The sequence below is a fragment of the Methylobacterium variabile genome, assembly GCF_001043975.1.
GTDB classification, from domain to species: domain Bacteria; phylum Pseudomonadota; class Alphaproteobacteria; order Rhizobiales; family Beijerinckiaceae; genus Methylobacterium; species Methylobacterium variabile.
The window spans coordinates 1-13,616 of the sequence record NZ_LABY01000097.1 but is presented as its reverse complement, the minus strand read 5'-3'; the positions used below and the strand labels follow the sequence as shown (position 1 = coordinate 13,616).

The 13,616-nt window shown below is 70.4% G+C and carries 11 protein-coding genes; all 11 read right to left on the bottom strand.

Annotation, left to right across the window (positions count from 1 at the left end):
• Window positions 1-6: 6 nt before the first annotated feature.
• A complete protein-coding gene (locus VQ02_RS14990; protein ID WP_048445002.1) occupies window positions 7-987 on the bottom strand; it encodes an NAD(P)-dependent oxidoreductase in 981 nt (326 codons plus the stop codon).
• A gap of 31 nt (window positions 988-1,018) precedes the next feature.
• A complete protein-coding gene (gene lpdA, locus VQ02_RS14985) occupies window positions 1,019-2,422 on the bottom strand; it encodes a dihydrolipoyl dehydrogenase (RefSeq protein ID WP_048445001.1) in 1,404 nt (467 codons plus the stop codon).
• A gap of 74 nt (window positions 2,423-2,496) precedes the next feature.
• The gene (locus tag VQ02_RS14980; RefSeq protein ID WP_048445031.1) at window positions 2,497-3,240 is read right to left on the bottom strand and encodes an SDR family oxidoreductase; all 744 of its coding nucleotides are present in this window, start codon (window positions 3,238-3,240) and stop codon (window positions 2,497-2,499) included.
• A 65-nt stretch (window positions 3,241-3,305) separates the two neighbouring features.
• Window positions 3,306-4,577 carry a 2-oxoglutarate dehydrogenase complex dihydrolipoyllysine-residue succinyltransferase gene (gene odhB, locus VQ02_RS14975; protein WP_048445000.1) on the bottom strand — a complete coding sequence of 424 codons (1,272 nt, stop codon included), beginning with the start codon at window positions 4,575-4,577 and terminating at the stop codon, window positions 3,306-3,308.
• An 82-nt stretch (window positions 4,578-4,659) separates the two neighbouring features.
• Window positions 4,660-7,614 (bottom strand): 2-oxoglutarate dehydrogenase E1 component, encoded by a 2,955-nt coding sequence (locus VQ02_RS14970; protein ID WP_048444999.1) that lies wholly within the window; start codon window positions 7,612-7,614, stop codon window positions 4,660-4,662.
• A 224-nt stretch (window positions 7,615-7,838) separates the two neighbouring features.
• Window positions 7,839-8,723, bottom strand: a complete 885-nt coding sequence (sucD, locus tag VQ02_RS14965; protein ID WP_048444998.1) for a succinate--CoA ligase subunit alpha — start codon at window positions 8,721-8,723, stop codon at window positions 7,839-7,841.
• 161 nt (window positions 8,724-8,884) lie between these two features.
• Complete coding sequence (gene sucC, locus VQ02_RS14960) at window positions 8,885-10,081, bottom strand: ADP-forming succinate--CoA ligase subunit beta (protein WP_048444997.1); 1,197 nt, start codon at window positions 10,079-10,081, stop codon at window positions 8,885-8,887.
• Window positions 10,082-10,161: 80 nt separating this feature from the next.
• Complete coding sequence (gene mdh, locus VQ02_RS14955; protein WP_048444996.1) at window positions 10,162-11,124, bottom strand: malate dehydrogenase; 963 nt, start codon at window positions 11,122-11,124, stop codon at window positions 10,162-10,164.
• A gap of 250 nt (window positions 11,125-11,374) precedes the next feature.
• Window positions 11,375-12,061, bottom strand: coding sequence for a TetR/AcrR family transcriptional regulator (locus VQ02_RS14950; protein WP_083469220.1), 687 nt, complete (start codon window positions 12,059-12,061; stop codon window positions 11,375-11,377).
• A 97-nt stretch (window positions 12,062-12,158) separates the two neighbouring features.
• Complete coding sequence (locus tag VQ02_RS14945; RefSeq protein ID WP_048444995.1) at window positions 12,159-12,716, bottom strand: DUF533 domain-containing protein; 558 nt, start codon at window positions 12,714-12,716, stop codon at window positions 12,159-12,161.
• A complete protein-coding gene (locus VQ02_RS35675) occupies window positions 12,713-13,258 on the bottom strand; it encodes a Uma2 family endonuclease (protein WP_245239738.1) in 546 nt (181 codons plus the stop codon). Before VQ02_RS35675 ends, VQ02_RS14945 begins: the two co-directional genes overlap by 4 nt.
• Window positions 13,259-13,616 lie beyond the last annotated feature (358 nt).

The window sequence follows — 13,616 nt, the reverse complement described above, 5'->3', positions numbered from 1 at the left end:
TGTCGGTCAGCCCGGCCGCCGCGTCCAGCTCTCCGCGTTCACCGCCCCCTCCGGCACCCGGCCGGCGAGGATGGCCCGGACCTGGGCGACGGTCTCGAGGGCCTGGGCGGCGATGGCCTGCGGGGTGAGGCCGCCGACATGCGGCGTCGCCACCACCTGCGGCAGGGCGGCGAGGCTCGCGCTCGGCATCTCGTCGGGCGCCCGGCCGACATCGAGGGCGGCGCCGGCGAGGCGCCCCTCCCGCAGGGCCGCCGCCACCGCGTCCTCGTCGACGAGGCTGCCGCGGGACAGGTTGAGGAGGAACGCGCCGGGCTTGCACCGTGCCAGGGCGGCGGCGTCGATGAGGTCGCGGGTCTCGGGGCTGGCGACCGCCAGGCAGACCACGTAGTCGGCCCGGGCGAGCAGCTCGGGCAGCCCGACCTGGACGAGGCCCGCCTCGGTCACGGCGGCGTGGGGGTCGCTCACCAGCACCTCCATGCCGAGCCCGGCGAGGATCGCGGCGAGGCGCCGGCCGATGACGCCGTAGCCGATGATCCCGGCGGTGCTGCCGGCGAGCTGGCGCCCCATGCGGATCTCGGGCGCGTCCCCGGCCCGGTAGGCCAGGACGGAGCGGGAGATGCCCCGGGACAGGTCGATCATCATCCCGAGGGCGAGCTCGCTCACCGCGGCGACGAAGCCGGGCCGGGCCCGGGTCACCAGCACGCCGGCGGCGCTCGCCGCCGCGACGTCGATGGTGCTGATGTCGACGGCGACGCGGAGCACCGCCCGCAGGGCCGGCAGGCGCCCGAACACGGCCGCCGGCACGGCGGTCGCCCGGTCGGCGACGATCAGGTCGACATCCGCGGCGGCCGCCACCAGGGCATCGGGCCCGAGGGGCGCCTCGCCCTCGTGCAGGCGGGTCTCGGCGGCCGCCGCGAGGGCGGCCAGGGCCTCGGGGCCGTAATACTGCTCCCGGGCCCGGGGAGTGTGCGTGAGGAGGATCTTCATCGCCGCAATGCCTCCGGGCCCGGGATCGCCGTCACATGTGCAGCGCGCGCTTCTCGACCGCCAGCGCCGCCTCCTTGACCGCCTCGGTCAGGGTCGGGTGGGCGTGGCAGGTGCGGGCGATGTCCTCCGAGGAGGCGCCGAACTCCATCGCCACCGCGACCTCCATGATGAGGTTGCCGGCGTCGGGCCCGACGATGTGGACGCCGAGCACCCGGTCGGTCGCGGCGTCGGCCAGCACCTTCACGAAGCCGTCGGTGGTGTGGTTGACCTTGGCGCGGCCGTTGGCGGTGAACGGGAACTTGCCGACGTTGTAGGCGATCCCGTCCTTCTTCAGCTCCTCCTCGGACTTGCCGACCGAGGCGACCTCCGGCGTGGTGTAGACTACGTTCGGGATCACGCCGTAGTTCACGTGACCGGCCTTGCCGGCCAGGATCTCCGCCACGGCGACGCCCTCGTCCTCGGCCTTGTGGGCGAGCATCGGGCCGGCGATCACGTCGCCGATGGCGTAGATGCCTGTGACGTTGGTGGCGTAGCGGTCGTCGGTCTGGATCCGGCCCTTGTTGTCGAGCTGGACGCCGACCGTCTCGAGGCCGAGGCCCGCGGTGTAGGGCACGCGGCCGATCGCGACGAGAACCACGTCGGCCTCGAGGGTCTCCGCCGCGCCGCCCGAGGCCGGCTCGACCGTGACCTTGGCGCCGTCACCGGTGCGCTCGACACCCGTGACCTTCTGCGACAGGCGGAACTGGATGCCTTGCTTCGAGAGGATGCGCTGGAACTGCTTGCCGACCTCGCCGTCCATGCCCGGCAGGATGCGGTCGAGGTACTCGACCACCGTCACCTCGGCGCCGAGCCGCCGCCAGACCGAGCCGAGCTCGAGGCCGATCACGCCGGCGCCGATGACGACGAGCTTGCCCGGGACCTTCGGCAGCTCGAGGGCGCCCGTGGAGGAGACCACCACCTCCTCGTCGATCGTGACGCCCGGCAGGTTGGCGACGTCCGAGCCCGTCGCGATCACGACGTTCTTGGCCTCGAGGATCTGGTTGCCGCCGTCCTCCGACAGCACCTCGACCCGTCCGGCGCCGGCCAGCCGCCCGGTGCCCTGGAACGTCTCGACGCCGTTCTTCTTGAGCAGGAACGCGACGCCCTTGGTGTTGCCGTCGACGCCCTCCTGCTTGAACGACATCATCTTCGCCAGGTCGAGCTTCGGCTCGCCGACGGTGATGCCGAGGACGGGCAAGTGCTTCGTCGCCTCCTCGAACGCCTCCGAGGCGTGCAGCAGGGCCTTCGAGGGGATGCAGCCAACGTTGAGGCAGGTGCCGCCATGGGTCGGGCGCTTCTCGACCACGGCGGTCTTCAGGCCGAGCTGAGCGGCGCGCAGGGCGCAGACGTAACCGCCGGGGCCGGTGCCGATGACGACGAGATCGTAGGAGGACATTCAGGACTCGCGAGGTTGGGAGCGGCGGGCGTCGAGGCCGCCGCCGCCGCGATTGGGTGATGGGGTGAGGGCGGCTAGCGGCCGCCCGAGATCGTCAGGGTCGCGCCGGTGGCGTAGGAGGCCTCGTCCGACAGGAGCCAGACCACCGCGGCCGCGACCTCGTCGGCGGTGCCGGCGCGCTTCATCGGCACCAGGGGGCCGAGCCGCTCCAGCCGGTCCGGCTGGCCGCCGCTGGCGTGGATCTCGGTCTCGATCAGGCCGGGCGCGACGCCGTTGACCCGGATCCCTTCGGCGGCGACCTCGCCGGCCAGCCCGGTGGTGAAGGTGTCGATGGCGCCCTTAGACGCCGCGTAGTCGACGTACTGGTTCGGCGCGCCGAGACGCGCGGCGACCGACGACAGGTTGACGATGACGCCGCCCTGCCCGCCGTGGCGGGTCGACATCCGCCGCACCGCCTCGCCGGCGCACAGGAACGAGCCGATGACGTTGGTGGTCATCATCCGGTTGAGCCGGGCGAAGGTCATCTCGTCGACCCGCGCGGCGTAATCGACGACGCCGGCATTGTTGATAAGGCCGCCGAGCCGACCGAGGCCGTCGGCCGCCTGGAACAGGGCCGGGATGTCGGCCTCGACCGCGACGTCGCTCTTCACCGCGAGCGCCGTGCCGCCGAAGCCCTCGATCTCCCGCACCAGGGCGTCGGCGGCGTCCTTGGCCGCGACGTAGGAGAAGCAGATCCGCCAGCCGGCCCGCGCCGCCCGCAAGGAAACGGCCCGACCGATGCCGCGGCTGCCGCCGGTGACCACCAGGACCTTGTCCATCATCGTCGTGCTCCCCGATGCGAGCGGCCCCTCCCCCGGGCGGGGGAGGGGCTGGTTGGTTGGCCTTAGAGGTCGAGCACGAGGCGCGCCGGGTCCTCCAGGGCCTCCTTGACCCGCACCAGGAAGGTCACGGCCTCCTTCCCGTCGACGATCCGGTGATCGTAGGACAGGGCCAGGTACATCATCGGCCGCGCCTCGATCTTGCCGCCGCGCACGACCGGGCGCTCCTCGATGCGGTGCATCCCGAGGATGCCCGATTGCGGCGCGTTGAGGATCGGGGTCGACATCAGCGAGCCGTAGATGCCGCCGTTGGTGATCGTGAAGGTGCCGCCCTGCATCTCCTCGATCGACAGCTTGCCGTCGCGGGCCTTGCGGCCGAAGCCGGTGATGGCCTTCTCGATCCCGGCGATCGACAGCTGGTCGGCGTCGCGCACCACCGGCACGACCAGGCCCTTGTCGGTGCCGACGGCGATGCCGACGTGGTAGTAGTTCTTGTAGACGATGTCCTGGCCGTCGATCTCGGCGTTGACCGCCGGCACGTCCTTCAGGGCGCCGATCACCGCCTTGGTGAAGAAGCCCATGAAGCCGAGCTTGGCGCCGTGCTTCTTCTCGAACACGTCCTTGTACTGCTGGCGCAGGCTCATCACCGCGCTCATGTCGACGTCGTTGAACGTCGTCAGCATGGCGGCGGTGTTCTGCGCGTCCTTCAGGCGCCGGGCGATGGTCTGGCGCAGCTTGGTCATGCGCACCCGCTCCTCGCGGGAGGCATCGTCCGGCGCCGACGGGGCGCGGGCGACCTGCGGCGCGGGAGCCGGGGCGGGCGCGGCCGAGCCGGCGGAGATCGCCGAGAGCATGTCGCCCTTGGTCACGCGGCCGTCCTTGCCGCTGCCCTTCAGGGACGACGGGTCGACGCCGGATTCCTGGGCGAGGCGCGCGACGGCCGGGCCGTTGTCGCCGGCCGAATGGCCCTTCGGGGCGGCGTCGCCGTGGCTGCCGTAGGAGGCGGAGGAGGACTTCGCGGGCGCCTCGGCGGCGGCCTTCGGGGCCTCAGCCTTGGGGGCCTCCGCCTTAGGAGCCGCGCCGTTGCCGGCGGCAGCGCCGCCCTCGACGATCGAGCCGAGGAGCGCGCCGGGCTCCACCGTCTCGCCGTCCTTGGCGACGATGTCGCCGAGCTGGCCCGAGGCCGGGGCGTTGACCTCGAGGGTGACCTTGTCGGTCTCGAGCTCGACCAGGGGCTCGTCGGCCTTCACGGTGTCGCCGGGCTTCTTGAACCAGCGGCCGATCGTGGCCTCGCTCACGGACTCGCCGAGCGTCGGGACGCGGATTTCGGTGGCCATGTCTTCCGTCGGGGTTGGGGCGGTGACTGTCGCCCGGAAAGGGATCAGGCGGCGCCCCTCATGGGGCGCCGGTGACGAGGGTTCAGACCGCCAGGGCCTCGTTGAGGAAGGCCTGGAGCTGGTCGAGGTGCTTCGACATTAGGCCGACGGCGGTCGAGGCCGAGGCCGGGCGGCCGACGTAGCGCGGGCGCTTGGAGACGGAGCCGGCCTGGTTGAGGACCCACTCCAGGTAGGGCTCGACGAAGGCCCACGAGCCCATGTTCTTGGGCTCCTCCTGGCACCACACCACCTCGGCGTTGCGGAAGCGCGAGATCTCGGCGGCGAGCGACTTCAGCGGGAACGGGTAGAGCTGCTCGACGCGCAGCAGGTACACGTCCGAGATGCCGCGCTTCTCGCGCTCCTCGTAGAGGTCGTAGTAGACCTTGCCCGAGCAGAGCACGACACGCCGGACCTTGTCGTCCTTGGCGAGCTTGATGCCGTCCTGGGTCTTCTCGGCGTCGTCCCACAGCACGCGGTGGAAGGTCGAGCCCTCGGCGATGTCGGCGAGCGACGAGACCGCCCGCTTGTGGCGCAGCAGCGACTTCGGGGTCATCAGCACCAGCGGCTTGCGGAAGTCCCGCTTCAGCTGGCGGCGCAGGATGTGGAAGTAGTTCGAGGGCGTCGTGCAGTTGGCGACCTGCATGTTGTCCTCGGCGCACATCTGCAGGTAGCGCTCGAGGCGGGCCGAGGAGTGCTCGGGACCCTGGCCCTCGTAGCCGTGCGGCAGCAGCATCACCAGGCCGGACATGCGCAGCCACTTGCGCTCGCCGGACGAGATGAACTGGTCGACGACCACCTGCGCGCCGTTGGCGAAGTCGCCGAACTGCGCCTCCCACAGCACAAGGGCGTTCGGCTCGGCGAGCGAGTAGCCGTACTCGAAGCCGAGCACCGCCTCCTCCGAGAGCATCGAGTTGATGACCTCGTAGCGGCTCTGGCCGTCCTTGATGTGGTTGAGGGGCGTGTAGCGCTCCTCGTTCTCCTGATCGATCACCACCGAGTGGCGCTGCGAGAAGGTGCCGCGCTCGACGTCCTGGCCCGACAGGCGGACCCGGTGCCCTTCGGTGAGGAGCGAGCCGAAGGCGAGCGCCTCGGCGGTGGCCCAGTCCAGGCCCTCGCCGGTCTCGATCGCCTTGGCGCGGTTGTCGAGGAAGCGCCGGATGGTGCGGTGCAGGTGGAAGTCCTGCGGCACCGTGGTGATGGCTTTCCCGATCTCCCGCAGGATGTCGGCGGCGACGCCGGTGCGGCCGCGGCGCGGGTCGTCCTCGTCCTCGCGCACCGCCTTCAGGCCCGACCAGCGGCCGTCGAGCCAGTCGGCCTTGTTGGCCTTGTAGGACGTGGCGATGTCGAACTCGCTGTCGAGGGTCGCCCGGAACTCGGCCTTGCGGTCCTCGAGCTCCTTCTGGCTCACCACGCCGCCCTCGATCAGCTTCTGGCCGTAGGTCTCGAGGGTCGAGGGGTGCTTGCGGATGATCTGGTACATCTTCGGCTGCGTGAACGCGGGCTCGTCGCCCTCGTTGTGGCCGAAGCGGCGGTAGCAGAGCATGTCGATCACCACCGGCTTGTGGAACTTCTGCCGGTACTCCGTGGCGATCTTGGCCGCGAAGGTGACGGCCTCGGGGTCGTCGCCGTTGCAGTGGAAGATCGGCGCCTCGACCATCTTCGCCACGTCGGACGGGTAGGGCGAGGAGCGCGAGAAGCGCGGGTCGGTGGTGAAGCCGATCTGGTTGTTGATGATGAAGTGGATCGAGCCGCCGGTGCGGTGGCCCTTCAGGCCCGACAGGCCGAGGCACTCCGCCACCACGCCCTGGCCAGCGAAGGCGGCGTCGCCGTGGATCAGGAGCGGCAGCACGTTGGTGCGCTGCTCGTCGGCGGTCTGGTCCTGCTTCGCCCGCACCTTGCCGAGCACCACCGGATCGACGATCTCGAGGTGCGACGGGTTGGCGGTGAGCGACAGGTGGACGGTGTTGCCGTCGAAGACCCGGTCGCTCGAGGCGCCGAGGTGGTACTTCACGTCGCCCGAGCCCTCGACCTCCGCCGGCGAGGCCGAGCCGCCCTTGAACTCGTGGAAGATCGCCCGGAACGGCTTCGACATCACGTTGGCGAGCACGTTGAGGCGGCCGCGATGGGCCATGCCCAGCACGATGTCGGTGACGCCGAGCGCGCCGCCGCGCTTGATGATCTGCTCGAGCGCCGGGACCATCGCCTCCGAGCCGTCGAGGCCGAAGCGCTTGGTGCCGGTGTACTTGAGGTCGAGGAACTTCTCGAAGCCCTCGGCCTCGATTAGCTTGTTGAGGATCGCCCGCCGGCCCTGCTCGGTGAACGAGATCTCCTTGTCCTTGCCCTCGATGCGCTCCTGGATCCAGGCCTTCTCCTCAGGATCGGAGATGTGCATGAACTCCACGCCGAGGGTCTGGCAGTAGGTCCGCTCCAGGATCGCGACGATCTCCCGGATGGTGCCGAACTCGAGGCCGAGCACGTTGTCGAGGAAGATCGGGCGGTCCCAGTCGGACTCGGCGAAGCCGTAATGCTGCGGGTGCAGCTCCTCGTGGTCGCTGCGGGGCTGCAGGCCGAGGGGATCGAGCTTGGCGTGCAGGTGGCCGCGCATGCGGTAGGCGCGGATCAGCATGATCGCGCGGACCGAGTCCTTGGTGGCCTGCTGCACGTCGGCCTGGGCGACGGGCTGGCCCTTGGCCTCCTGCTTGGCCTTGATCTTCTCGCCGACCGCCTTCTCGAGGGTCGCCCAGTTGCCGTCGAGCGCCGAGACGATCTCGCCGTTGGCGGCGATCGGCCAGTTGGGCTTGGCCCAGGACGCGCCCTCCGCGTTCTTGACCACGATCGCGCTCTCCTCCTTCAGGCTGGAGAAGAAGCTGCGCCACTCGGGGTCCACCGCGTTGGGGTCCCGGGTGTAGGTCGCGTAGAGCTCCTCGATGTAGTCGGCGTTGCCTCCGTAGAGGAACGAGGTTCCGAGGAGGGCGTCGTTCGCGTCCTGGCGTGCCATGGCGATCTGTCTATCCGCGCTGGTCGATCGGTGCGCCGGCTTCTCGGCCCGGGTTGGGGCGGGAGGATGGCGGTCGCTCGACGGTGGGGGCGCCCGTCCGGGCGCGAGGATGTGTTACGAACTCAAGAGAATTGACGAAGGCTTGCGATGTGGGTGCGGGACTCGCGTCCCGCACGCCACGCCTGCCATGCGCGAGGCGAAGGGCATCGGGCCAGTGGGGCCGCTCAGCCCTTCAGGACCTCGACCAGGGTCTTGCCGAGGCGGGCCGGCGACGGCGAGACGCGGATGCCCGCCTCCTCCATCGCGGCGATCTTGTCCTCAGCACCGCCCTTGCCGCCCGAGATGATCGCGCCGGCGTGGCCCATGCGGCGGCCGGGGGGCGCCGTGCGGCCGGCGATGAACCCGACCATCGGCTTCTTGCGGCCGCGCTTGGCCTCGTCCTTGATGAACTGCGCCGCCTCTTCCTCGGCCGAGCCGCCGATCTCGCCGATCATCACGATCGACTCGGTCTTGTCGTCACCTAAGAACATCTCGAGCATGGCGATGAACTCGGTGCCCTTGACCGGGTCGCCGCCGATGCCGACCGCGGTGGTCTGGCCCAGGCCCTCGTTCGTGGTCTGGAACACCGCCTCGTAGGTCAGGGTGCCGGAGCGCGACACGATGCCGACCGAGCCCGGGCGGAAGATGTTGGCCGGCATGATGCCGATCTTCGACTCGCCGGCGGTGACGATGCCGGGGCAGTTCGGGCCGATGAGGCGCGACTTCGAGCCCTCGAGGGAGCGCTTCACCCGCACCATGTCGAGGACGGGAATCCCTTCCGTGATGCAGACGATCAGCGGGATCTCGGCGTCGATCGCCTCGCAGATCGCGTCGGCGGCGCCCGGCGGCGGCACGTAGACCACCGAGGCGTCGGCGCCAGTGGCGGCCCGCGCCTCCTTCACGGTGTCGAACACCGGCAGGCCGAGATGGGTCGCGCCGCCCTTCCCCGGCGAGGTGCCGCCGACCATCTTGGTGCCGTAGGCGATGGCCTGCTCGGAGTGGAAGGTCCCGTTCTTGCCGGTGAAGCCCTGGCAGATGACCTTGGTGTTCTTGTCGATGAGGATGGACACGTGCGATCTCCGGAGATCTGCATTCGGGAATGGGCGGTGCGGCTCAGGCGGACCGAGCCTCTGGGGATGCACCGCACCTGAGAAACCTGCGCCGAGGGAGAGCCCGGCCAGGCCGGGCTCCGCTCGCGAGAAGGGCACCCTCGAGAGGCGCCCTGCCCTCCTCAGCCCTTGCGCACCGCCGCGACGATCTTCTGGGCGGCGTCGTCGAGGTCGTCGGCCGGGATCACGTTGAGGCCCGACGAGCGGATGATCTCCTTGCCCTTCTCGACGTTGGTGCCCTCGAGGCGCACCACCAGCGGGACCTGCAGGCCCACCGCCTTGACGGCCGCGATCACCCCGTTGGCGATCACGTCGCACTTCATGATGCCGCCGAAGATGTTGACGAGGATGCCCTTCACGTTCGGGTCGGCGGTGATGATCTTGAAGGCCGCGGTGACCTTCTCCTCCGAGGCGCCGCCGCCGACGTCGAGGAAGTTCGCCGGCTCCTCGCCGTAGAGCTTGATGATGTCGAGCGTCGCCATGGCGAGGCCGGCGCCGTTCACCATGCAGCCGATGGTGCCGTCGAGCGCGATGTAGGCCAGGTCGTATTTCGAGGCCTCGATCTCCTTCTCGTCCTCCTCGGTGATGTCGCGCAGCTGCACGATCTCCGGGTGGCGGTAGAGGCTGTTCGAGTCGAACGAGATCTTGGCGTCCAGGCACTTCAGGTGCCCGTCCTCGGTGACGATGAGCGGGTTGATCTCCAGCATGCTCATGTCCTTGGCGGTGAACGCCCGGTAGAGCTTGGTGGTGAGGTCCTCCGCCTCCTTGGCGAGCGGGCCGGTGAGGCCGAGCGCCTTGGCGACCGCGCGGCCGTGGTGCGGCATCACGCCGGTGGCCGGGTCGACCGAGAAGGTGATGATCTTCTCAGGGGTGTCGTGGGCGACCTGCTCGATGTCCATGCCGCCCTCGGTCGAGACCACGAAGGCGACCTTGCCGGTCTCGCGGTCGACGAGCATCGACAGGTAGAACTCGGTCTCGATGTCCGAGCCGTCCTCGATGTAGAGGCGGTTGACCTGCTTGCCGGCCTCGCCGGTCTGCACCGTCACGAGGGTGCGGCCGAGCATCTGCTCGGAGAAGGTCTTGACCTCCTCGACCGAATTGGCGAGGCGCACGCCGCCCTTCTCGCCGGCCTCGGCCTCCTTGAACTTGCCCTTGCCGCGCCCGCCGGCGTGGATCTGGGACTTCACGACCCAGAGCGGACCGCCGAGCTCGTTGGCGGCCGCCTCGGCCTCGGAGGCCTTGAAGATGGCGCGGCCGTTCGAGACCGGCAGGCCGAACTCCTTGAGGACGGCCTTGGCTTGATACTCGTGGATGTTCATGGGGCGAAAAGCTTTCTTCTATCGGGCCGGGCGAGCGTGCGAAGGCGGCGCGGGGAGAGCCCCGCGCCGCCGGTCAGGCCCTACGCCAGCGCGCCGTTGATGCCCTTGCAGGCCTCGACCAGGCCCTTCACGGAATTGACCGACTTCTCGAACATCGCCTTCTCGTCGGCCGAGAACTCGACCTCGACGATGCGCTCGACGCCGTTCTCGCCGATCACGATCGGCACGCCGATGAACAGGCCGTCGACGCCGTACTGGCCGGTGAGGTGGGCCGCGCAGGGCAGGACCCGCTTCTTGTCCTTGAGGTAGCTCTCCGCCATCGCGATGGCCGAGGCCGCCGGCGCGTAGAAGGCCGAGCCGGTCTTGAGCAGGTTGACGATCTCGCCGCCGCCTTTACGGGTCCGCTCGACCATCGCGTCGAGCTTCTCCTGGGTGGTCCAGCCCATCTTGACGAGGTCGGGCAGCGGCACGCCGGCCACCGTCGAGTAGCGCACCAGCGGCACCATGTCGTCGCCGTGGCCGCCGAGCACGAAGGCGGTGACGTCCTCGACCGAGACCTGGAACTCCTCGGCCAGGAAGTGGCGGAAGCGGGCCGAGTCGAGCACGCCGGCCATGCCGACGATCTTCTTCGGGTCGAGGCCCGAGAACTTCTGCAGCGCCCACACCATCGCGTCGAGCGGGTTGGTGATGCAGATCACGAAGGCGTTCGGGGCATGGGTCTTGATGCCGTTGCCGACCGCCTCCATCACCTTCAGGTTGATGCCGATCAGGTCGTCGCGGCTCATGCCGGGCTTGCGCGGCACGCCGGCGGTGACGATCACCACGTCGGCCCCTGCGATCGCGCTGTAGTCGCTGGCGCCGCTGTACTTGGCGTCGAAGCCGTCGACCGGAGCGGATTCGGCGATGTCGAGGCCCTTGCCCTGCGGCACGCCGTCGGCGATGTCGAACAGCACGACGTCGCCCAGCTCCTTGAGGCCGGCGAGGTGCGCGAGCGTGCCGCCGATCTGTCCAGCGCCGATGAGCGCGATCTTCTTGCGTGCCATGTGAGAACCGATCCTTCGCGGTGTGGTGGAACCGTCGGGGGCCGGGGTCCGCTCGCGAGGAGCCCGCGCCGGCGGGTGCCTCTTTGGCGAAAAAAGCCCGTGCCGACAACCCGAGGGCCCGGCGCGGGACGCGCGGGGGCCGTCACGGCCGCGCTCACGGCGCGTCAGCCGATCGTTTTTCCCGTTGATTTACAGCATTTTACAGAGTTACCGCGCCGAGCGTTACAATTCCGACAGTTTGTCAGTAGCGCTACAGGGTGCCGATGCGCAGGATCCGCAGCATCGCCCGGATGATCGCGCCGAGGCGGGCCTCGATCAGGTCGCGGGGCACCTCGGCATCGAGCTGGATCGAGACCGGGTGCAGGAAGCGGTGGCTGGTGTCGAAGATGAAGGCGAGGCCGCGCTCGCGGTCGCGCAGGGAGAAGGTGCCGGCGTTCGTCCCCTCCTCGATCACCCGCTCGACCAGCTGGCGCAGGCGGCCGCGGTGGCGCCGGGCGATCGGCCGGGACTCGACGGTGGCGTCGCGGTGGACCGCGAACAGGTGGGGATCGCGCGCCAGAACCTCGCGCTGCATCGAGGCGAGCGCCAGGAGCAGGCGCTCGAGCTTGTCGTCGGCGGGGTCCGGCGCGTCAGCGATGGCGCCGAGCTCGGCCTCGACCTCCCGCAGCCAGCGCCCGGCGACGGCGTCGACCAGCGCCGTCTTCGACGGGAAGTAGCGGTAGACGTTGGCATGGGTCATGCCCGCCTCGGCCGCGACCCCGACCACGGTGACCTGCCGGTGGCCGAGCCGGCGCAGGTGATCGGCCGCGATCGCGAGCAGGCGGGCATCCGCCGAGGGCGGCACCGGCCGGGCGCGCGTCCCCGGCCCGGCCGGCAGCGGCCCCTCCACCGGGGACGGCTCGTCGCGGGACTGGGCGCCGGGGCGGCTGCGGGGCATGGAACTCGAGAACGGATCGGAGCGCGGCGGTCTCGCGAGGGTAGCGGCGGGCCGCCGGTGGGAGAAGCCCCGCGCGGATGCCGCGGAGCCGCGGGAGCTAGACTCTGTAGCGTCGGTGCAGGCTGGACACCACGTCGTCGGCCAGGCCGAGGCGCTCGGCGAGGTAAGCGAGGTAGAGCTGGTTGACCCGGCGGCGCTGGTCGACGGCGAGCAGCGAGGCGACGTAGGCGTAGGCGCCGAGATCGGCGTCCTGGATCGCGTCGAGGAGGTCGCCCAGCGCCAGCGGCGCGGCGAGCGCCTTGTCGAGGCGCTGGCGCTCGGCCTCCGCGGCGCTGATCCGGGTCAGCGCGTCCCGGACCGGGGCCGGGTCCTGCCGGCGCCCCTGCGCCAGGAAGGCCGCCGCCATCGCCTGGATGACGAGGTCGCGCTGCGCCGGCTCCAGCACGCGCAGGTTCAGGGTGAGCGGCACCAGGGTCTGGTGGCGGTTCTGCAGGAAGGCGTGCAGCACCTTCTGGCTTAAGCACTCGGTCACCACCGCGTCGGCGCGCCCGGCCCGCCGGTCGCGCCGCGAGGTCCGGGCCGGGGCGACCGCGTCCTCGGCCTCCTCGGCCGGGTCGACGCGCCCGAAGGCGCGGGTGAGAAAGGCGAAGCTCACGCGGCGGTGCTCGTTCTGGCGTCTCGGGGCAGACGGTCCCGCACCAACGTGCGATGGGCCGGCAGGCTCCGTCGGATCAGCCGCCGGCGATCGGGCGCAGGACTGGCACGTCGAAGTAAACCCGGTCGAGGTCGATCGCGAAATCCACGGCCTCGAGCCGCAGAACGTGGTCCGGAGCCGTGAGCACGTCGCAGACCCGGCCCTACCTCGACGATCACGAGGGGATCGGTGACGAAGGTCCTGTTCTGCCGCGGCCCGCAGCGCACGACGATGTCGGGCTTGGGCTTGTCGCGACCGCGCCCATTGTCGTCCCGCTGCACCCGCATGCCGCCCTGATAGCTGCGGCAGCCGGCCTCATCCATCGCGAGCTTCAGCGGCGCACCGATATTGCCGGCGATCTGCTCGTGGTTCTCGGTCGGGTTCGTCATCATGACGATGTCGCCGTCGACGAGTTCCCAGTCGCGCTCGTCGCGCTGGGCGTCGACGAAGCGGTCGAACTCGGCGACCGTGAGCCGGCCGGGCCCGTGGGCGGGACCCGTCATGACGCGCTCTCCTGTGGGGGCGCTTCCGGGCAGCTCCCGAGCCTAACCGGCACGGCAGAGGGCGGGAAGGCGTCGGCCGCGCAAACTCTTCCTGACGATGCCCTGGGCAGGGCCGCCCGCCACCCAATCTAGGGAGGCCCGGCACCCCGCATCAGGATCACCCTCCCGGCATGACACGCCCCTGCCCCCTCGCCCGGAGGGCCAGCGCATGACCTTCGACCAGGCCCTCGCCTTCGGCCTCATCGGGGTCACCGTCCTGCTCTTCATCTGGGGCCGGCTGCCCTACGACCTCGTGGCGCTGCTCTCGCTCGTCGCCGCGGTGGCGCTCGGGCTGGTGCCGCCGTCGAAGGCCTTCGAC